This window comes from Streptomyces sp. NPDC051913 (genome assembly GCF_044593635.1).
GTDB lineage: Bacteria > Actinomycetota > Actinomycetes > Streptomycetales > Streptomycetaceae > Streptomyces.
In genome coordinates, this window is sequence record NZ_JBIUCI010000006.1 from 228,035 (window position 1) to 247,948 (window position 19,914).

The 19,914-nt window shown below is 68.3% G+C and carries 18 protein-coding genes and 1 pseudogene; 18 read left to right on the forward strand and 1 reads right to left on the reverse strand.

All coding sequences use genetic code 11. The features are described 5' to 3' along the window. Window positions 1–204 precede the first annotated feature (204 nt). The 6 genes and pseudogenes from arc (at window position 205) to prcA (ending at window position 6,389) form a co-directional block, all read left to right on the forward strand. Window positions 205–1,971, forward strand: a complete 1,767-nt coding sequence (gene arc / locus ACIHIX_RS20345; RefSeq protein ID WP_399957874.1) for a proteasome ATPase — start codon at window positions 205–207, stop codon at window positions 1,969–1,971. A gap of 244 nt (window positions 1,972–2,215) precedes the next feature. Continuing rightward, the gene (dop, locus tag ACIHIX_RS20350) at window positions 2,216–3,727 is read left to right on the forward strand and encodes a depupylase/deamidase Dop (RefSeq protein WP_399957877.1); all 1,512 of its coding nucleotides are present in this window, start codon (window positions 2,216–2,218) and stop codon (window positions 3,725–3,727) included. 188 nt (window positions 3,728–3,915) lie between these two features. After that, window positions 3,916–4,134, forward strand: a complete 219-nt coding sequence (locus ACIHIX_RS20355) for a ubiquitin-like protein Pup (protein WP_329341088.1) — start codon at window positions 3,916–3,918, stop codon at window positions 4,132–4,134. Between the two features lie 49 nt (window positions 4,135–4,183). Next, a pseudogene (locus tag ACIHIX_RS20360) lies at window positions 4,184–4,789 on the forward strand (endonuclease VII domain-containing protein). Then, a complete protein-coding gene (gene prcB / locus ACIHIX_RS20365; protein ID WP_399957882.1) occupies window positions 4,741–5,586 on the forward strand; it encodes a proteasome subunit beta in 846 nt (281 codons plus the stop codon). Before ACIHIX_RS20360 ends, prcB begins: the two are co-directional and overlap by 49 nt. Window positions 5,587–5,651: 65 nt before the next feature. Next, a complete protein-coding gene (gene prcA / locus ACIHIX_RS20370) occupies window positions 5,652–6,389 on the forward strand; it encodes a proteasome subunit alpha (protein WP_329341091.1) in 738 nt (245 codons plus the stop codon). 89 nt (window positions 6,390–6,478) lie between these two features. Here the strand turns inward: prcA and ACIHIX_RS20375 are convergent, their stop codons facing one another. After that, entirely contained in the window at window positions 6,479–7,540 is a 1,062-nt protein-coding gene (locus ACIHIX_RS20375; RefSeq protein ID WP_399957886.1) for a LacI family DNA-binding transcriptional regulator, read from the reverse strand. Window positions 7,541–7,604: 64 nt separating this feature from the next. Between ACIHIX_RS20375 and ACIHIX_RS20380 the strand changes: the two genes are divergently transcribed. The 12 genes from ACIHIX_RS20380 to ACIHIX_RS20435 all read left to right on the forward strand — a co-directional run bounded on the left by ACIHIX_RS20380 (window position 7,605) and on the right by ACIHIX_RS20435 (window position 19,886). Continuing rightward, complete coding sequence (locus ACIHIX_RS20380; protein WP_399957889.1) at window positions 7,605–8,864, forward strand: MFS transporter; 1,260 nt, start codon at window positions 7,605–7,607, stop codon at window positions 8,862–8,864. A gap of 9 nt (window positions 8,865–8,873) precedes the next feature. Next, window positions 8,874–10,235 (forward strand): Pup--protein ligase, encoded by a 1,362-nt coding sequence (pafA, locus tag ACIHIX_RS20385; RefSeq protein WP_059196529.1) that lies wholly within the window; start codon window positions 8,874–8,876, stop codon window positions 10,233–10,235. A 128-nt stretch (window positions 10,236–10,363) separates the two neighbouring features. Next, the gene (locus ACIHIX_RS20390) at window positions 10,364–11,368 is read left to right on the forward strand and encodes an FKBP-type peptidyl-prolyl cis-trans isomerase (protein ID WP_399957893.1); all 1,005 of its coding nucleotides are present in this window, start codon (window positions 10,364–10,366) and stop codon (window positions 11,366–11,368) included. A gap of 61 nt (window positions 11,369–11,429) precedes the next feature. Next, entirely contained in the window at window positions 11,430–11,801 is a 372-nt protein-coding gene (locus ACIHIX_RS20395; protein ID WP_079311559.1) for an FKBP-type peptidyl-prolyl cis-trans isomerase, read from the forward strand. 148 nt (window positions 11,802–11,949) lie between these two features. Next, window positions 11,950–12,903, forward strand: a complete 954-nt coding sequence (locus ACIHIX_RS20400; protein ID WP_399957895.1) for a helix-turn-helix transcriptional regulator — start codon at window positions 11,950–11,952, stop codon at window positions 12,901–12,903. A gap of 19 nt (window positions 12,904–12,922) precedes the next feature. Further along, window positions 12,923–13,963, forward strand: a complete 1,041-nt coding sequence (locus ACIHIX_RS20405; protein WP_399957898.1) for a helix-turn-helix transcriptional regulator — start codon at window positions 12,923–12,925, stop codon at window positions 13,961–13,963. Window positions 13,964–14,037: 74 nt separating this feature from the next. After that, window positions 14,038–14,298, forward strand: a complete 261-nt coding sequence (locus tag ACIHIX_RS20410) for a hypothetical protein (protein ID WP_399958567.1) — start codon at window positions 14,038–14,040, stop codon at window positions 14,296–14,298. Window positions 14,299–14,308: 10 nt separating this feature from the next. Further along, window positions 14,309–14,503, forward strand: coding sequence for a hypothetical protein (locus ACIHIX_RS20415; protein WP_399957901.1), 195 nt, complete (start codon window positions 14,309–14,311; stop codon window positions 14,501–14,503). Window positions 14,504–14,764: 261 nt separating this feature from the next. After that, window positions 14,765–15,055 (forward strand): Sec-independent protein translocase subunit TatA, encoded by a 291-nt coding sequence (gene tatA / locus ACIHIX_RS20420; protein ID WP_329341106.1) that lies wholly within the window; start codon window positions 14,765–14,767, stop codon window positions 15,053–15,055. A 47-nt stretch (window positions 15,056–15,102) separates the two neighbouring features. Beyond that, window positions 15,103–16,068, forward strand: coding sequence for a twin-arginine translocase subunit TatC (tatC, locus tag ACIHIX_RS20425; RefSeq protein ID WP_399957904.1), 966 nt, complete (start codon window positions 15,103–15,105; stop codon window positions 16,066–16,068). Between the two features lie 31 nt (window positions 16,069–16,099). Then, window positions 16,100–16,990: a diacylglycerol kinase gene (locus tag ACIHIX_RS20430; RefSeq protein WP_399957907.1), complete on the forward strand. Its 891-nt coding sequence runs from the start codon at window positions 16,100–16,102 to the stop codon at window positions 16,988–16,990. Between the two features lie 40 nt (window positions 16,991–17,030). Then, complete coding sequence (locus ACIHIX_RS20435) at window positions 17,031–19,886, forward strand: DEAD/DEAH box helicase (RefSeq protein WP_399957910.1); 2,856 nt, start codon at window positions 17,031–17,033, stop codon at window positions 19,884–19,886. The last annotated feature ends 28 nt before the right edge of the window (window positions 19,887–19,914 follow it).

The window sequence follows — 19,914 nt, forward strand, 5'->3', positions numbered from 1 at the left end:
CGCCCGCCATGGAACATTTCGAGCACTCCCGCCTTGGAACAGTCCGCTTCTGAATGGCGTTGACTGGGTATTCAGACGGCGTGAGGGAGAGCGCAGGGTGACCGACGACACACCTTGACACTGTTTGTGATCTAGGGGTTTCAATCGACACCCACCCAGGTAGGGTCTGGAAGCGTCCAGCTCCCCTTGGAGGAGGTGAGGACCGTGGCAGCCCACGACGACGACATGAACCGCGGCATCCGCCCGGGACGAGGGTCCGACGACCCGGCCGGGCAGATTGCCTACCTTGAGCAGGAGATCGCCGTCCTGCGACGCAAGCTCGCCGACTCTCCGCGGCACACGAGGATTCTCGAAGAGCGGATCGTCGAGTTGCAGACCAATCTGGCCGGCGTGTCCGCCCAGAACGAGCGACTCGCGAACACGCTCCGCGAGGCCCGCGACCAGATCGTGGCCCTCAAGGAAGAAGTCGACCGGCTCGCACAGCCCCCGGCCGGCTTCGGAGTGTTCCTTCAGGCCAACGAGGACGGCACCGCCGACATCTTCACCGGAGGACGCAAACTCCGGGTGAACGTCAGCCCCAGCGTCGACCTCGAAGAGCTCCGGCGCGGCCAGGAACTGATGCTCAACGAAGCGCTCAACGTGGTCGAGGCCATGGAGTTCGAGAGCGTCGGCGACATCGTCACCCTCAAGGAGATCCTTGAGGACGGCGAACGCGCCCTCGTGCAGGGGCACACCGACGAGGAGCGGGTGGTGCGGCTCGCCGAGCCACTGCTGGACATCACCATCCGCCCCGGCGACGCCCTGTTGCTCGAACCCCGTTCCGGCTACGTCTACGAAGTCGTTCCGAAGAGCGAGGTCGAAGAACTCGTCCTCGAAGAAGTCCCCGACATCGGCTACGAACAGATCGGCGGCCTCGGCGGCCAGATCGAAGCCATCCGCGACGCGGTCGAACTGCCGTACCTCTATCCGGACCTGTTCAAGGAGCACGAACTCCGCCCGCCCAAGGGCGTCCTGCTCTACGGACCCCCCGGATGCGGCAAGACGCTCATCGCCAAGGCCGTCGCCAACTCGCTGGCCAAAAAGGTCGCCGAGGTCACCGGCCAGGCCCAGGGCAAGAGCTTCTTCCTCAACATCAAGGGCCCCGAACTCCTCAACAAGTACGTCGGCGAGACCGAGCGACAGATCCGCCTCGTCTTCCAGCGTGCACGTGAGAAGGCCTCCGAAGGCACCCCCGTCATCGTCTTCTTCGACGAGATGGAATCCCTCTTCCGCACCCGCGGATCCGGCGTCAGCTCGGACGTGGAGAACACCATCGTCCCCCAGCTCCTCGCCGAGATCGACGGCGTGGAAGGCCTGCAGAACGTGGTCGTCATCGGCGCCTCCAACCGCGAGGACATGATCGACCCCGCCATCCTGCGCCCCGGCCGCCTGGACGTGAAGATCAAGATCGAACGTCCCGACGCCGAGGCCGCCAAGGACATCTTCGGCAAGTACCTCACCGAACGCCTCCCGCTCCACTCCGACGACCTCGGAGAGCACGGCGGCAGCAGGACGACCACCGTCGAAAGCATGATCCAGACGGCCGTCGAGCACATGTACGCCGAATCCGAGGAAAACCGCTTCCTGGAAGTCACTTACGCCAACGGCGACAAGGAAGTCCTCTACTTCAAGGACTTCAACTCCGGCGCCATGATCGAGAACATCGTGGGCCGCGCCAAGAAGATGGCGATCAAGGACTTCCTCGACCACAACTCGAAGGGCCTCCGCGTCTCCCACCTCCTCCAGGCGTGCGTGGACGAGTTCAAGGAGAACGAGGACCTCCCCAACACCACCAACCCCGACGACTGGGCCCGCATCTCCGGAAAGAAGGGCGAACGGATCGTCTACATCCGTACCCTCATCACCGGAAAGCAGGGCGCCGACACCGGACGCTCCATCGACACGGTGGCGAACACCGGACAGTACCTGTAAAAAACAGGGCGGCTGCGGGTGCCCTCACCGGGTACCCGCAGCCGACTGTTTTTCAGGACACCGTCCCACCAAGAGCATGCAAGGCAATGACGCAAATGATCTCCCCACCAGCGCAAAGCCGTTCTAGGCTCTTCGGTACCGCCGAGTCGCGCAGTGCGGGGACGGGCACCGCACACGCACCGGAGCGCCAGCGGTACTTGAGCGCCGCCCCCGACCGAGGGCGCCGCCGGGCAAGGAGGGCCGCATGACCGTACGGCGAGTAATGGGCATCGAGACGGAGTACGGGATCTCCGTCCCCGGCCACCCCAACGCCAATGCCATGCTCACCTCGTCCCAGATCGTCAACGCCTACGCGGCGGCGATGCACCGGGCCCGCCGGGCTCGCTGGGACTTCGAGGAGGAGAACCCGCTACGGGACGCGCGAGGCTTCGACCTCGCCCGCGAGGCCGCCGACTCCAGCCAGCTCACCGACGAGGACATCGGCCTCGCCAACGTCATCCTCACCAACGGCGCGCGCCTCTACGTCGACCACGCACACCCCGAATACAGCGCCCCCGAAGTCACCAACCCCCGCGACGCCGTCCTCTGGGACAAGGCCGGCGAACGCATCATGGCCGAGGCCGCCGAACGCGCCGCCCAGCTCCCCGGCGCCCAACCGATCCACCTCTACAAGAACAACACCGACAACAAGGGCGCCAGCTACGGCACGCACGAGAACTACCTGATGAAGCGGGAAACCCCCTTCTCGGACATCGTGCGCCACCTCACCCCCTTCTTCGTCTCCCGCCAGGTCGTCACCGGAGCGGGCCGCGTCGGCATCGGCCAGGACGGCCACGAACACGGCTTCCAGATCAGCCAGCGCGCCGACTACTTCGAGGTCGAGGTAGGCCTGGAGACGACCCTCAAGCGCCCGATCATCAACACCCGCGACGAGCCGCACGCCGACGCCGAGAAGTACCGCCGCCTGCACGTGATCATCGGCGACGCGAACCTCTCCGAGATCTCCACCTACCTGAAACTCGGTACCACGGCCCTGGTGCTGTCCATGATCGAGGACGGCTTCATCGCCGTGGACCTGGCCGTGGACCAGCCCGTCCGCACCCTCCACCAGGTCTCCCACGACCCGACCCTGCAACGGCTGGTCACCCTCCGCAGCGGCCGGACACTCACCGCGGTCCAACTCCAGATGGAGTACTTCGAGCTCTCCCGCAAATACGTGGAGGAGCGCTTCGGCGCCGACGCCGACGAACAGACCAAGGACGTCCTCGCCCGCTGGGAAGACACTCTCAACCGACTCGAGAACGACCCCATGAGCCTCGCGGGCGAACTCGACTGGGTCGCCAAGCGGGAGCTCATGGAGGGCTACCGCCGCCGGGACGGCTTGGACTGGGACGCGGCGAAGCTCCACCTCCTGGACCTCCAGTACGCCGACGTACGCGCCGAGAAGGGCCTCTACAACCGTCTCGCGGCTCGCGGCCGCATGAAGCGGCTCCTGGACGAGGCCGACGTCGAGCGCGCCCGTACCAAGCCCCCGGAGGACACCCGCGCCTACTTCCGCGGCCGCTGCCTGGAGCAGTACGCCGACGACGTCGCCGCGGCCTCCTGGGACTCGGTCATCTTCGACCTCCCGGGCCGGGACTCCCTCCAGCGGGTCCCAACCCTCGAACCACTACGCGGAACGCGAAATCACGTCAAGGAGCTCCTGGACCGCTGTCGCACGGCGGAAGACCTGGTCAGGGTCCTTTCGGGCGGCTGAGCGGGTACCCGGGCAGTGTCGGCCGGGCAGGGTGGAAATCCCCCTGTCCGGGAATCATCGAGATGGCTCCCGCACGTTGAGGAAACTGCGGGGCCGATGTCAGACCCGGCTTGTAGGGTCTGATCATCACCGATCGGCGGATAGCCGACCTGGCGACCATGTCGGGCGAAACGAGCGGGGTGAGGGTTATGGCGACCAAGGACACCGGCGGCGGCCAGCAGAAGGCGACGCGCTCCACGGAAGAGGCCGAGGAGCAGACTGCGGAAGCGCAGGGCTCCGAGGACCTCAAGGAGCGCCACGAGAAGCTGAGCGATGACGTGGACTCCGTTCTCGATGAAATCGATGACGTACTCGAGGAAAATGCCGAGGACTTCGTGCGCTCATTCGTGCAAAAAGGTGGAGAGTAAAGGTCATTTGGCTTCCTTGCCTTCGAAGTGAAGGTGGCAGGGGAGTAGGGTGGCTGACGAGTCGAACGCGAAGCAGTGCAGAAAGTGCCGGCGAGAGCTGCCGCTTGCTGCATTTGCGCGGGACAGGAATCGGCTTGATGGCCTCCAGGTGCACTGCCGGGAGTGCGTGGCGGAGTACAGCGCCGCGCACTACCGGCGGCGCCGGGAAGCCATGGGCAAGGCGGTTCGAGAGCACGTGGAAGTCCCGGCCGGGCACAAGCTCTGTCGGACATGTGGCGAGGTCAAGCCGCACAGCGAGTGGCATCGCAACGCAACAGCGTCCGACGGCCTGTCGACACGCTGCAAGGCGTGCCGGGCGGTCCAGGGAAGACAGGACCACCTGAAGCGTCAGTACGGCATGACCGAAGCCGAGCGTGACGAGATGGTCGCCCCTTAGATGGGGCTCTGTGTGATCTGTCTGAAGGCTCCGGCCGTGCATGTGGATCATTGCCACAAGACGGGTAGGGTCCGAGGCGTACTGTGCTTCAACTGCAATTCGGCCATCGGCAAGTTGGGAGACGATCCCGACGCCGTCCGTCGGGCCGCCGCTTACTTGGAAGGAATCGCGTGGAAGCCAACACTCGTATCACCGGGCGTCTACCAGCTGCCTTCCTGACGCCTGGGTCCTCGTCCTTCATGGACTTCCTCTCCGAGCACCAGCCGGAGCTGCTGCCCGGTAAGCGTCAACTCCCGCCTGTGCAGGGTGTGATCGAGGCGCCGCACGGGACGACCATCGTGGCTGTGACGTTCCCCGGGGGCGTCGTGCTCGCGGGTGACCGGCGGGCGACGATGGGGAACGTCATCGCGCAGCGGGACATCGAGAAGGTGTTCCCGGCGGACGAGTACTCGGCCGTCGGTATCGCAGGCACCGCCGGCCTCGCCGTCGAGATGGTGAAGCTCTTCCAGTTGGAGCTGGAGCACTTCGAGAAGGTCGAGGGTGCTCAGCTGTCGCTGGAGGGCAAGGCCAATCGGCTGTCGACCATGATTCGGTCCAACCTTGGTATGGCGATGCAGGGGCTGGCCGTCGTGCCGCTCTTCGCGGGGTACGACGTCGACCGGGAGCGGGGTCGGATCTTCTCGTACGACGTCACGGGTGGCCGTTCCGAGGAGCAGAACTACGCTGCGACCGGTTCGGGCTCGATCTTCGCGCGCGGTGCGATGAAGAAGCTGTTCCGTGACGATCTGAGCGAGGAGCAGGCGACCACGCTCGTGGTGCAGGCTCTGTACGACGCGGCTGACGACGACTCGGCGACCGGTGGTCCCGATGTCGCGCGCCGGATCTATCCGATCGTCACCGTGATCACCGAGGACGGTTTCCGTCGGCTCACCGACGAGGAGTCGTCCGAGATCGCCCGTTCGATCCTGGAGCGGCGTCTGGAGCAGCCGGACGGTCCGCGGGCCGCGCTGCTGTAGGCGCGGGGCGTTCTGTTCTTGTCCGGGTGATCGCAGTGACTTCTACAGAAAGGGACGGATAACCGGTGTCGACGCCGTTCTATGTCTCCCCCCAGCAGGCGATGGCCGACCGGGCGGAGTATGCCCGTAAGGGCATCGCGCGTGGTCGCAGCCTGGTTGTGCTGCAGTATGCCGACGGCATTGTGTTCGTCGGTGAGAACCCGTCCCGTGCGCTGCACAAGTTCAGCGAGATCTATGACCGGATCGGTTTCGCGGCCGCCGGTAAGTACAACGAGTACGAGAACCTGCGGATCGGCGGTGTGCGGTACGCCGATCTTCGTGGGTACACCTATGACCGTGACGACGTGACGGCGCGTGGTCTGGCGAACGTCTACGCGCAGACGCTGGGCACGATCTTCTCCTCCGCGGCCGAGAAGCCGTACGAGGTGGAGCTGGTCGTGGCGGAGGTCGGTGACACGCCTGAGGGTGACCAGATCTATCGGCTGCCGCATGACGGTTCGATCGTGGACGAGCATGGTTCGGTCGCGGTCGGTGGCAACGCTGAGCAGATCAGCAGCTATCTGGATCAGCGTCATCAGGACGGTATGAGTCTGGCCGAGGCGCTGAAGCTCGCGGTGCAGGCGCTGTCGCGGGACACGAACGGCACGGAGCGGGAGATTCCGGCGGAGCGGCTGGAGGTCGCGGTGCTGGACCGTACGCGGCCGCAGCAGCGGAAGTTCAAGCGGATCGTGGGTCGTCAGCTGGCGCGGTTGCTGGAGACCGATGGTGCGGAGACCGAGGCGGAGAGCTCCGAGGAGGAGTAGTAGTCCGGTCTCGAGGATCGGCTTCGGTTGTTCCGAGCGTTTTCCCTTCTGTGCCCCGGCCCGGGTCTCCCGGCCGGGGCACAGGGCGTTCAGAGGGTGCCGGGTGGGGCTGTGGAGGCTCGGACGACGAGTTCGACCGGGATGTCCCCGCCGTCCGGTGTGCGGCCGTCCAGGACGGACAGGAGGGCTTGCATGCCGCGTTCTCCGAAGAGTTCGGCGTCCAGTCGTACGGTCGTCAGTTCGGGGTCGAGGGCGGCGGCGAGGGCGATGTCGTCGACGCCGGTGACCGAGACGTCCTCGGGGATGCGCAGGCCCTGGCGGCGCAGGGCTTTGTAGGCGCCGGCGGCGAGTTTGTCGTCGTCGCAGACGAGGGCGGTGGGGCGGGGGCCGGGGGCCGCGAAGGCCGTCTCCGTGGCCGCCAGGGCGCCTTCGATGGACATCGGGGTGGGGGCCGTGCGCAGGGATGTTCCGGGTACGGCGTCGAGTCGTTCGGCGAGGGCGCGTGCGCGTACCTCGAAGGTCCAGGACGGGATGTCGGCGGCCAGGTGCAGGAAGTGGCGGTGGCCGAGGCCGAGGAGGTGGTCGGCGACCTGGCGGGTGCCGTCGGTGATGTCGAGGTTCACGGTGGCGGCGCCGAGGCTGCCTTCGGGGTCGCTGTCGAGCATGACGAGGGGGAGCTGGTCGCCGCGGATGGCGGTGAGGGCGTCGGCGGCCATGGAGGAGGCGAGGACGCCGTCGAGGGCGGCCTGGGCGGAGGCGAAGGGGTTTCTGGCGGGGCCGACGCCTTCGGGGGAGGGGTAGAGGACGACGCCGAAGCCGTGGGTGGCGGCGACGCGGGCGGCGCCGGTGTAGACGCCGGCGAAGAACTCGGTGGTGAGGGCGGGGACGACCAGGAGGACGGTGCGGGTGCGGCCTAGGCGGAGGTTGCGGGCGGCGAGGTTGGGGCGGTAGCCGAGGTCGCGGGCGGCTTCGCGGACGCGTTGCGCGGTCTTCTCGGAGACCCGGCCGCGCCATTTGTCGCCGAGGACGAGGGAGACCGCGGCCTGGGAGACGCCGGCGGCCTGGGCCACGTCACGGCTGGTGGGGCGGGTGCTGCCTCCTCGTGCCACCGGGTGCCTGCTCTTTCGTCTGGACTGGGGAACAGCGCACATGGTACGTATGACGACGGACGTTATACGTAACACTTCGGTGCTGTCGCCGACGGGAAGGTGGATCATGGCCGCGGGCTACGGGGAGATCCTCAGGGCGAGGCATGCGACGCGGCTGCTCGTCGGCACGCTCGTGGGGCGGCTGCCCAACGCCATCGCGGCGATCGCGATCGTGCTGTTCATCCGCGCCGAGGGGGGCAGCTACAGCCTCGCGGGCGCGCTGGCGGCGGTGTACGGCGTCGCGAACGCCGTGGGCCAGCCGGTGCTGGGGCGGCTGGTCGACCTGTACGGGCAGCCGCGGGTGCAGCTGCCCGCCGCCGTCCTGTCGGCACTGGCGATGACCGTGTTCGCGTTCACCGGTACCGAGCCGCTGGGCCTCTCCTATGCCGCCGTGGCCGCCGCCGGTCTGTTCACCCCGCCGCTGGAGGGCGGTCTGCGGGCGCTGTGGTCGACGGTCCTGCCCAAGGAGGACCAGGTGCACACCGCTTACGCCATGGACGCGGTGGCCCAGGAAGTCATGTTCACCGTGGGGCCGTTGCTGCTGACGGTGTGCGCGTCGCTGTGGTCGGCGCAGGCGGCGTTGCTGGTGCTGAACGTCCTCGGGGTGCTGGGCGCGCTCTCCGTGGTCGTGTCGCCGCCCTCGCGCGCGTGGCGGTCGGCGCCGCGGGAGGCGCACTGGCTGGGCGCGTTGCGCTCGCCGGGGCTGCTGGCGCTGCTGGCGGCCTTCCTGTTCGTGGGCGGCGCGCTCGGTTCGGTAGCGGTCACCTCCGTGTCGTACGCGGACGAGCACGGCGGTGACGCGGTGTACGGCTGGATGATGGCGGGCCTGGGGCTGGGTGCCCTGGTCGGCGGCACGGTGTACGGGGCGCGGCGGTGGACCGGTGAGCCGGCGCGTCGACTCCAGGTGCTGGTCGCTCTTCTGGCGGCGTGTCAGGTGCCGTTGACGCTGCTGCCCGGCCCGGTTCCCATGGTGCTGCTGACGGTGCTCGCCGGGCTGTTCCTGGCGCCTGCCATCGCGTGTGCGTTCGTGCTCGTGGACCGGCACGCGCCGCGCGGTACGGTCACGGAGGCGTTCTCCTGGCTCGTGACGACGTTCACGGTGGGTTCATCGGTCGGAACGGGCCTCGCGGGGCCGGTCGTGGAGCGGGGCGGGGCCCTGTGGGGATTCGCCGTGCCGGGCATCGCCGGGGGCGTGTCGTTGCTGGTTCTGCTGGCCACCGGACGGGTCCTCGCAGCTCCCGGCAGGGGGGCGGTGGTTGCGGCTTCATCGGAAAATGATCCAAACCGTGCTGCCGAACCCCGTTTCAGCACAGGGGATCGGGCGTAATGTTCACTCATGGACCGCCGCATTTTCGGGCTGGAGAACGAGTACGGCGTCACATGTACGTTCAGGGGACAGCGCCGCCTGTCTCCCGACGAGGTGGCGCGGTACCTCTTCCGCCGTGTCGTGTCATGGGGCCGCAGCAGTAACGTCTTTCTGCGAAACGGCGCCCGCCTCTATCTCGATGTCGGGTCACATCCGGAATACGCGACTCCCGAATGTGACAACGTGACGGAACTGGTCACGCACGACAAAGCAGGCGAGCGCATTCTCGAAGGACTCCTGGTGGACGCCGAACGACGCCTGCACGAGGAAGGAATCGCGGGCGACGTCTACCTCTTCAAGAACAACACCGACTCGGCTGGTAACTCCTACGGCTGCCACGAGAACTATCTCGTCGCACGTCACGGGGAGTTCTCCCGGCTCGCGGACATCCTCATTCCGTTCCTCGTCACGCGACAGCTTCTGTGTGGTGCCGGCAAGGTGCTCCAGACGCCGCGGGGCGCGGTCTACTGCGTGAGCCAGCGGGCGGAGCACATCTGGGAGGGCGTCTCCTCGGCGACGACCCGCTCGCGCCCGATCATCAACACGCGTGACGAACCGCACGCGGACGCCGAGCGGTACCGTCGTCTCCACGTCATCGTGGGCGACTCGAACATGTCCGAGACGACCATGCTGCTGAAGGTCGGCGCGACCGATCTGGTGCTGCGCATGATCGAGGCGGGCACCGTGATGCGTGATCTGACGCTGGAGAACCCGATCCGGGCGATCCGTGAGGTCAGCCATGACATCACCGGCCGGCGCAAGGTGCGTCTGGCCAGCGGCCGGGAGGCCTCCGCGCTGGAGGTGCAGCGCGAGTACTACGAGAAGGCCGTGGACTTCTGTGAGCGCCGGGGCATCCGCACCGGCACCGTGGAGCAGGTCCTGGAGCTGTGGGGCCGCACGCTGGACGCGATCGAGGCCGAGGACCTCGACCGGATCGGCACCGAGATCGACTGGGTGATGAAGTACAAGCTCATCGAGCGGTACCGGGCCAAGCACAACATGACCATGTCGCATCCGCGGGTCGCGCAGATAGACCTCGCGTATCACGACATCCACCGCCGTCGTGGGCTGTACTACCTTCTGGAGCGGAAGGGGCAAGCGGCCCGTATCTGCAACGACTTGAAGATCTTCGAGGGCAAGTCCGTGCCGCCGCAGACCACTCGGGCCCGTCTTCGCGGTGACTTCATCCGCCGGGCCCAGGAGCAGCGCCGGGACTTCACGGTCGACTGGGTCCATCTCAAGCTGAACGACCAGGCGCAGCGCACGGTGTTGTGCAAGGACCCGTTCCGTTCGGTGGACGATCGGGTGGAGAAGCTGATCGCCGGTATGTGAGTCGGGTGTTCCGGTCGGATTGCCGGAACACAACACGGGCGCCGTACGTTTTCCGTACGGCGCCCTTCTCACGCCGTAGAGTTGCGCGCACGCCATCAACAAGATCGATCGATTACGAGGCCTCCACCGTGCGCCGACGCTCACTTCTCATTGCCGTACCCGCAGGAATGGCCACGCTCGCGGCGTGCAACGACGACGAGGGGGCGAGCGAGTCCAAGGCGAGCGACAGTCCTTCCCCGTCGGCGTCGGCGACGTCCGCCGCGCCGGCGCCGAAGATCGTCGACGGTCCGCTGCCGGCGATCACGGCGGGGACCAAGTTCGGCGAGAAGCCCACGGTCGCCAAGGGCAGCGGTGACCCGTCCGACCAGGTCGCGGTGAAGACGGTGATCGCGGGCAACGGCCAGACGGTCGCGGAGAACGACTTCATCCAGGCGAACTACCTGGGTCAGATCTGGGACACGGCGAAGGTCTTCGACAACTCCTACGACCGCAAGACGCCGCTGGTGATCCAGCTCGCGCAGAGCGCGATCATCGACAGCTGGCGTTACGCGCTTGCGGGCAAGAAGGTGGGCAGCCGGGTGCTGCTGTCCACCGCGCCCACGTGGGGGTACGGCAAGGAGGGCAACTCCTCGGCGGGGATCAAGGGCACCGACACGCTGGTCTTCGTGGTCGACATCGAGGGCACGTTCAACGCGAAGAGCTCGGCCAAGGGCAAGACGGTCGCGCAGGACGACAGCGGCCTGCCGAAGGTGAGCACCAACACCGACGGCAAGGCGCCGACCATCGACGTCCCCAAGGCGGACGCGCCGAAGAAGCTGGTCGCGGAGTACGTGATCGAGGGTGACGGTGACGAGGTCAAGGCGGAGAACACCGTCCTCGTCCAGTACAAGGGCGTGCTGTGGGACACCGGCAAGGAGTTCGACTCGACGTACAGCCGCAAGGCGCTGACGTCGTTCTCGTTGCAGCAGGTCGTCAAGGGCTGGGCGCAGGGGCTGACCGGCAAGAAGGTCGGCAGCCGCGTCCTCATCGTGATTCCGCCGGACCTGGGCTACGGCGACAACCCGCCGAGCGGCAGCGGCATCTCGAAGGACTCGACGCTGGTCTTCACCGTGGACATCCTCGCGAAGATGTGAGCCCTGCCGGGGTGTAAGACTGTCCCTGTTGCCTTTCCGTGAACAAGCAGGAGCTAGTGACGTGAGCATCGACAAGCCCGAGATCGACTTCCCGGGCGGCGAGCCCCCGGCGGACCTTGAGATCAAGGACATCTGGGAGGGTGACGGCGAGGTCGCGCAGGCCGGTCAGAACGTGACCGTGCACTACGTGGGTGTCGCCTTCAGCACCGGCGAGGAGTTCGACGCCAGCTGGAACCGCGGTACGCCGTTCAAGTTCCCGCTCGGTGGCGGCCGGGTCATCAAGGGCTGGGACCAGGGCGTGCAGGGCATGAAGGTCGGTGGCCGTCGCCAGCTGACCATCCCCGCGCACCTCGCCTACGGAAACCAGAGCCCGACCCCGGCGATCAAGCCGGGCGAGACGCTGATCTTCGTGGTCGACCTGATCGCCGTCTGATCGTCCTGTCTGACGTGTGATCGTCGCACGATCGGTCTCGATCGGCTGGGGCCCATGCCTGTCCGGGCATGGGCCCTCGGCTTTTGCCTCGCCACCGCGGGGCGGTACGGTCGTCGTCGTCAAGCACATAGGGAGGCGAAGGGCGTCGATGGCCATTGCCAAGGCCGAGCGGCTGATGAACCTGGCGCTGTGTCTGCTGGGGACGCGCAGGCCGCTCAGCAAGCGTGAGCTGCGTGAGTCCATCGAGGCCTACCTCGAAGCAAGTTCCGATGACAGCTTCAACCGCATGTTCGAGCGCGACAAGGACGATCTGCGCGAACTCGGACTCGTCATCGAGACCGTGGAGAACCTCGACGGCGAGGTCGGCTATCTCGCCCGCAGGGACAGCAACCGGCTGCCGCCCATCACGCTCGACGCCGAGGAGGCCGCGGCCCTGGGCCTGGCCGCCAAGGTGTGGCAGCAGGCGCGCCTCGCGGGCGCGGCCAGCGGCGCGTTGCAGAAGCTGCGCGCGGCCGGACTGCCGGAGGACGTCGACCCGTACGAGGCGCACGGCGCCCTGGAGCCCCGTATCCCGGTGCACGAGGCCGCGTTCGAGCCGCTGATGCTGGCCTGCCGCGACCGGCGCCCGGTCGTCTTCGACTACCGCAAGGCCACCGCCGCCCACCCGGAGACCCGGCATGTGGAGCCGTGGGCCCTGGAGTGCTGGCGCGGGCACTGGTACCTGGCGGGCTGGGACCGCGACCGGGGTGCCGAGCGGGTCTTCCGGCTGTCGCGGATCACCGGCAAGGTGCGCTCGCGCGGCAGCAGCTTCACCGCGCCGGTGCCCGATGTCGTCACCGTCCGGGAGACCGTCGCGAGCTGGGCGGGGGAGACCGCCGACCGCAGCGCGCTGATCCGGCTGCGCACGGACGCCGGTTATCCGCTGCGGGCGAAGGCCACCGAGGTGCGGGAACTCGGGGACGGCTGGGACGAGTTGGAGATTCCGTACGGCCACGGCCTGGACGCCTGGCTGGTGGAGTTCGGTCCTGACGTGGTCGTCCTGGAGCCGGCCGAGCTGCGGGCCGACGTGGTGGACCGGCTGCGTGCCGTGGCCAAGGGCTGAGGGGGAGCGGGAAACAACTGTGGCAGGCAAACCGGTCAGGCCCGTCAACGCCATCGACCAGACCCGGCGGATGCTGTCGCTGGTGACCTATCTCAAGGAGCGGCCCGGCGCCCGCGTCGAGGACGTGGCCCGTGCCTTCGGGATCACCGAGGACGAGCTGGTCTCGGACCTCGACGTGCTGCCCATGTGCGGCACCAGCTTCCGTGGCGGTGACCTCCTCGACATCGACACCGACGGTGAGCGCATCTGGTGGCACAACCCGGCCGCGCTCGGTGAGGAGACCGCCGAGCCGCTGAGGCTCGCCGCCGACGAGGCCACCGCGTTGCTCGTCGCCGCCCGCGCGGTGTCCACGCTGCCCGGTCTGCGCGAGGGCGACCGGCAGGCGCTGCTGCGGGCCACCGCCAAGGTGGAGGCCGCCGCCGGTGAGCAGGCGGGGGCGAGCTCCCGGCTGTCGGTGACCTTCGAGTCGGAGGGCGGTGTCTTCGCCGACGTCGACCGCGCGATCTCCGAGCGGCGCCGGCTGTGGATCCGCTACTACTCGCCCGCCCGCGACGAGCTCAGCGAGCGCGAGATCGACCCGATCCGCCTGGTCAGCGTCGGGCACACCTACGTAGAGGCGTGGTGCCGCCGCTCCGAGGCGCGCCGCACCTTCCGGCTCGACCGGGTCGCGGAGATCAGGATCCTGGACGAGCCGTCCGCGCCGCCCGAGATCGAGCTGCGGGACCTCTCCGAGGCGCTGGTGCAGCCGGCCGCCGAGGACCCGGAGGTCGTCGTCGAGGTGGGCCCGGGCGGTCGCTGGGTCGCCGAGTACTACCCGCACGACAGTGCGGATGAGCTTTCGGACGGCGGGCTGCGTATCACCCTGCGCACCCCCGATCCGGCCTCGCTGCGTCGGCTGGCGCTGCGGCTCGGCCGGGACGGCCGCATCGTCTCGCCGAGCGGGCTTGCCGACAGTGCCCGGCAGGCGGCCCGTGAGGCGCTGGCGGCGTACGACGGGGTCGAGGTGCAGGTCGACGTACGGGTCGACGGCCAGGACGACAGGCAGGAGCAGGGGCTTTGAGCGAGTCGGCTACCTCCGGTGCGGCTACCTCCGGTGCGGCCACCTCCGGTACGGCTTCCCCCGGTGCGGTGGGGATGTCCGTGGCGGCTGCCTTCTCGGGGATGAGAAGCGTCTCCCCGATGGTGTTCCGGGCCGGCTGCCCGGACTGCCGGGGGCGCTTCGAGCTCGCCGCGAGCGCTCTGCGGCTGGCCATCGGCGCCACCAGCAAGACCACGTTCTACTCGTTCACCTGCCCGGACTGCGGGGTTTCCGTGCGCAAGCCGGCGGGGGAGCGGATCGTGGAGCTGCTCACCGGCGGCGGGGTCAGGACACTGCGCCTGCACTCCACCCTCTAGGGTCGACTCCATGTTCTGGTCGATGTTCGCCGTCGCTGTGGGCTTCCTGGGGATCGCCGTGCTCGGCGTGCTCGCCGTACGGGTCTTCCTGGAGGCGCAGCGCCTCGGACGGCAGGTGACGGACTCCGCGCAGCGCATCAGTCGGGCCGCGGCGGACCTCGAACAGGCCGCCGAGAGCACCGCCCGCTCTGTGGACGCGCTGTGAGACCTGCTGTGCAGCGCATGTGAGTCCTGCGCCGCAAGCGTTTTGGGTCACTTCGCCCTGTCACCCGGATGGCATGGGCAGGTACGCTGCTGGTCGCGGACCGGAGAACGAGGCCCGGACCGCGGACCGGGAGTACGCACGGGGATTGCCTCACGTTTACCCCTGAGCGTTACGATCGCTGACAACACGATCGTTCGGACACCTGTCCGACCGGTCGGACAGCACCCCACCCCAGCCGCCTCGGTGAGAAGGTAAAGACTTATGTTCGGAAGGCTCGGCGCCCCCGAGATCATTCTCATCCTCGTCGTCATCATCCTGCTGTTCGGCGCGAAGAAGCTTCCCGACATGGCGCGCTCGCTCGGCAAGTCCGCCCGCATCCTCAAGAGCGAGGCGAAGGCGATGAAGGACGAGGGCAAGACCACCCCCGCCCCGGCCGACCCGCCCCACACGGACGACCAGCAGGCTTCGGCGCAGCGCATCATCCAGGCGTCTCCCGGCGACGTGACCAGCTCCCGCCCGGTCACCGAGCCGACGGACACGACCAAGCGCTGACGCAGGGCCGGTGACCTCCGGCCCGCCGCACGAGATGGGAACGTGGGTTGCTGAAGTCTGCCCGCAAAGAGGAGAAGGATCCCGAGGGGCGGATGCCCCTTGCGGATCACCTTCGTGAGCTCCGCAACCGGCTTGCGAAGGCCCTGCTGGCCATCGTCGTCGTCACGATCGTCGCCGCCTTCTTCTACAACGACATCATCAACTTCCTGACGAAGCCGATCCTCGACTCGATCGGCTGCTCGCAGAGTTTTGCGGAACTCGCCAGGTCGGGGTCTTCCGACGAAGCCGCCGAGAAGTGCGCCCGGATCACCATCAACGGTCTGCTCGCGCCCTTCAACCTGGCCCTTCAGGTCTCGCTGATGGCCGGTATCGTGATCGCCTCGCCGATCTGGCTGTACCAGCTCTGGGCGTTCGTCGCCCCGGGTCTGCACCGGCACGAGAAGAAGTACGCCTACGCCTTCGTCTTCACCGGTGCCCCGCTGTTCATCGGCGGCGCCTACTTCGCGTACTCGGTGCTCCCCACCACCGCGAAGGTGTTGATCGACTTCACCCCCAACGGCAGCATCGACAACCAGCTGCCGCTCGACGATCTGCTCCAGCTCGTCACGCGCATGGTGATCGTCTTCGGTCTCTCCTTCGAGCTGCCCCTGCTGCTGATCTTCCTGAACCTCACCGGGATGATCACCGGCAAGCGGATGCTCGGCTGGTGGCGTGGGATGATCATGGGTATCACCGTGTTCGCCGCCGTCGCGACACCGAGCACGGACCCGCTGAGCATGCTCGCGCTGGCCGGACCGATCTGGGTGCTGTACTTCGGTGCGACGTTGTTCTCCCTGGTCAACGACAAGCGTCGGCGTCGCCGCGACGCCCTGGGCCCCGCCGACGACGAGGCCTCCGACCTGGATCTCACCCCCGAGGACATCGGCGAGGTCGAGACGGTCTCCGCGAGCCGGGGGGCGCCCGAGCAGTCGTCGGGTCCGGACCGGGTCAACGGTTATGACGACGTGACCTGAAGATCCCGAAGCGGCTCGTAGGGTCAGTGACGTGACCAGCGAGATCACCCTCTTCGTCAACCCCACCGCGGGCCGCGGCCGGGGCGCCCACGCGGCGCAGCCGGCCGCTTCCGCGTTGCGGGCGGCCGGCTTCCGTGTGCGCACGGTCCTCGGGGAGAACGCCGAGGACGCCCTCACACGCGCGCGTGCCGCCGTCGCGGACGGCACCGGAGCCCTGATCGCCGTCGGTGGCGACGGCATGGCCAACCTCGCACTCCAGGCCGTCGCCGGCACCCGCACCCCGCTCGGCCTGGTCGCCGTCGGTACCGGCAACGACCTCGCCCGCGCCCTGGGCCTGCCGGTGCGCGACCCCGCCGCGGCGGGCCTGCGGATCGCCGAGGACCTCAAGGGCGGCCACCTGCGCGACATCGACCTCGGCCAGGTCGACGGCCGCTGGTTCGGCACCGTCCTCGCCTCCGGCTTCGACTCCCGCGTCAACGACCGCGGCAACCGCATGAGATGGCCCACCGGCCGCTTCAAGTACGACCTCGCGATGCTCGCCGAACTGGCCGCGTTCCGCCCCTTCCCGTACCGCGTCCGCCTCGACGACGGCGAGGTCCGGGAGGTCGACGCCACCCTCGTCGCGGTCGGCAACGGATCGTCGTACGGCGGCGGCATGCGCATCTGCCCCGGCGCCGACCTCACCGACGGCCTGTTCGACGTCACCGTCGTCGGGGACTGTACGCGCGCGACGCTGCTGCGGGTCTTCCCGAGCGTCTACAAGGGCACCCACGTCGACCATCCCAAGGTCAGCGTGTACCGGGCGGCGAAGGTCGAGATCAGCGCGCCCGGCATCACCGGGTACGCGGACGGGGAGCCGCTCGGGGCGCTTCCGCTTCTCGCGCGCTGCATCGGCGGTGCCGTGCGCGTCGTAGGCCTGTGAGCTGCGTAAAGACAAGGTTTCAGCGGGCCGGATCCGGATAATGATCGTCCTGTTGTCAGTGAGGCCCGGTACGCTCGAAAGCACGATGACAGAGGACCTCTCACCGGCCGAGCGGTACGCGGCTGCCCGCCTGCGGGCTGCCGAGCAGGCCACCGCGCTCGCGGGCTTCCGCGAGATGTACGACTTCGGCCTCGACCCCTTCCAGATCGAGGCCTGCCAGGCGCTCGAGGCGGGGAAGGGCGTGCTGGTGGCCGCCCCCACCGGCTCCGGCAAGACGATCGTCGGCGAGTTCGCCGTCCACCTCGCCCTGCAACAGGGCAAGAAGTGCTTCTACACGACGCCCATCAAGGCGCTGTCGAACCAGAAGTACGCCGACCTGTGCCGCCGTTACGGCGCCGACAAGGTCGGTCTGCTCACCGGCGACAACAGCGTCAACTCCGAGGCGCCGGTGGTCGTGATGACCACCGAGGTGCTGCGGAACATGCTGTACGCGGGCTCGCAGACCCTCCTCGGACTCGGCTACGTGGTCATGGACGAGGTGCACTACCTCTCCGACCGCTTCCGTGGTGCCGTCTGGGAAGAGGTGATCATCCACCTGCCCGAGTCGGTCACGCTCGTCTCGCTGTCGGCGACCGTGTCCAACGCCGAGGAGTTCGGCGACTGGCTCGACACCGTCCGCGGTGACACCGAGGTGATCGTCTCCGAGCACCGGCCCGTGCCGCTGTTCCAGCACGTGCTCGCCGGACGGCGGATGTACGACCTGTTCGAGGAGGGCGAGGGTCAGAAGAAGGCCGTCAACCCCGACCTCACCCGGCTGGCCAGGATGGAGGCCCAGCGGCCCTCCTACCAGGACCGCAGACGCGGCAGGGCGATGCGCGAGGCCGACCGGGAGCGGGAGCGCAGACAGCGCTCGCGGGTGTGGACCCCGAGCCGTCCCGAGGTCATCGAGCGGCTCGACGCCGAAGGGCTGCTGCCCGCCATCACGTTCATCTTCAGCCGAGCCGCCTGCGAGGCGGCCGTACAGCAGTGTCTGTACGCCGGGCTGCGGCTCAACGACGACGAGGCGCGGGGCAGGGTGCGCGCGTTGGTCGAGGAGCGCACCGCCTCCATCCCGACCGAGGATCTGCACGTCCTCGGGTACTACGAGTGGCTGGAAGGCCTGGAGCGCGGCATCGCGGCCCACCACGCGGGCATGCTGCCGACGTTCAAGGAGGTCGTCGAGGAACTGTTCGTGCGTGGCCTGGTCAAGGCCGTGTTCGCGACGGAGACCCTCGCGCTCGGCATCAACATGCCCGCCCGCTCCGTGGTGCTGGAGAAGCTCGTCAAGTGGAACGGCGAGCAGCACGCCGACATCACGCCCGGCGAGTACACCCAGCTGACGGGGCGTGCGGGGCGGCGCGGCATCGACGTCGAGGGCCATGCCGTGGTGCTGTGGCAGCGCGGCAGCAGTCCCGAGCACCTGGCCGGCCTGGCGGGCACGCGCACGTATCCGCTCCGGTCCAGCTTCAAGCCGTCGTACAACATGGCGGTCAACCTGGTCGAGCAGTTCGGGCGGCACCGGTCGCGCGAACTGCTGGAGACGTCGTTCGCGCAGTTCCAGGCCGACAAGTCCGTCGTCGGCATCTCGCGGCAGGTACAGCGCAACGAGGAGGGTCTTGAGGGCTACAAGGAGTCCATGACCTGCCACCTCGGCGACTTCGACGAGTACGCGCGGCTGCGGCGGGAACTGAAGGACCGCGAGACCGAGTTGGCCCGCCAGGGCGCCAACCAGCGGCGTGCGGAAGCCGCGACGGCGCTGGAGAAGCTCAAGCCGGGCGATGTCATCCATGTGCCGACCGGCAAGTACGCCGGGCTGGCGCTGGTGTTGGACCCGGGGCTGCCCGCCGGCCGGTCCAACGGGCATCGCGGGTTCGAGCAGCATGACGGGCCGCGGCCGCTGGTGCTGACCGCCGAACGGCAGGTCAAGCGGCTGGCGTCGATGGACTTCCCGGTCCCCGTCGAGGCCTTGGACCGGATGCGGATCCCGAAGTCCTTCAACCCGCGCTCGCCGCAGTCCCGTCGGGACCTGGCGTCCGCGCTGCGCACCAAGGCCGGGCACATTCCGCCGGAGCGGGCCCGCAAGAAGCGGTCGCAGGCCGCCGACGACCGTGAGATCGCACGGCTGCGGACGGAGATCCGGGCGCACCCCTGCCACGGGTGCGACGAGCGGGAGGACCATGCGCGCTGGGCCGAGCGGTACCACCGGCTGCTGCGGGACACCTCGCAGCTGGAGCGCCGCATCGAGGGCCGAACGAACACCATCGCGCGGACCTTCGACCGGATCGTCGCGCTGCTGACCGAGCTGGACTATCTGCGGGCCGACGAGGTCACCGAACACGGGAAGCGGCTTGCGCGGCTCTACGGCGAGCTCGATCTGCTGGCCAGCGAGTGCTTGCGGGCGGGAGTCTGGGAGGGGCTTGCTCCCGCGGAGCTGGCCGCGTGTGTCTCGGCGTTGGTGTACGAGGCGCGGGTCGGTGACGACGCGATGGCACCGAAGGTGCCGACCGGTGCGGCGAAGGCCGCGCTCGGGGAGATGGTGCGGATCTGGGGGCGGCTCGACGCCCTTGAGGAGGACTTCCGGATCACGCAGTCCGAAGGGGTCGGGCAGCGTGAGCCGGATCTCGGGTTCGCCTGGGCCGCGTACATGTGGGCCAGTGGGAAGGGACTGGACGAGGTGCTTCGGGAGGCTGAGATGCCGGCCGGGGACTTCGTGCGGTGGTGCAAGCAGGTGATCGATGTGTTGGGGCAGATCTCGGCCGCGGCGCCTTCTCGGGAGGGGTCTTCTGTGGCCAAGACAGCGCGTAAGGCTGTGGATCAGTTGCTGCGGGGGGTTGTGGCCTACTCGTCGGTGGGGTGAGGGTTTGGAGGGCGGGTTCCCGCGCCCC

Excerpts from the sequence above, each read along its gene's own strand:
- dop (WP_399957877.1), top strand. The coding sequence starts at position 2,216 with ATGACCGTACGGCGAGTAATGGGCATCGAGACGGAGTACGGGATCTCC.
- ACIHIX_RS20355 (WP_329341088.1), top strand. The coding sequence starts at position 3,916 with ATGGCGACCAAGGACACCGGCGGCGGCCAGCAGAAGGCGACGCGCTCC.
- ACIHIX_RS20375 (WP_399957886.1), bottom strand. The coding sequence starts at position 7,540 with ATGTGCGCTGTTCCCCAGTCCAGACGAAAGAGCAGGCACCCGGTGGCA.
- ACIHIX_RS20380 (WP_399957889.1), top strand. The coding sequence starts at position 7,605 with ATGGCCGCGGGCTACGGGGAGATCCTCAGGGCGAGGCATGCGACGCGG.
- pafA (WP_059196529.1), top strand. The coding sequence starts at position 8,874 with ATGGACCGCCGCATTTTCGGGCTGGAGAACGAGTACGGCGTCACATGT.
- ACIHIX_RS20400 (WP_399957895.1), top strand. The coding sequence starts at position 11,950 with ATGGCCATTGCCAAGGCCGAGCGGCTGATGAACCTGGCGCTGTGTCTG.
- ACIHIX_RS20410 (WP_399958567.1), top strand. The coding sequence starts at position 14,038 with ATGTCCGTGGCGGCTGCCTTCTCGGGGATGAGAAGCGTCTCCCCGATG.
- ACIHIX_RS20415 (WP_399957901.1), top strand. The coding sequence starts at position 14,309 with ATGTTCTGGTCGATGTTCGCCGTCGCTGTGGGCTTCCTGGGGATCGCC.
- tatA (WP_329341106.1), top strand. The coding sequence starts at position 14,765 with ATGTTCGGAAGGCTCGGCGCCCCCGAGATCATTCTCATCCTCGTCGTC.
- ACIHIX_RS20435 (WP_399957910.1), top strand. The coding sequence starts at position 17,031 with ATGATCGTCCTGTTGTCAGTGAGGCCCGGTACGCTCGAAAGCACGATG.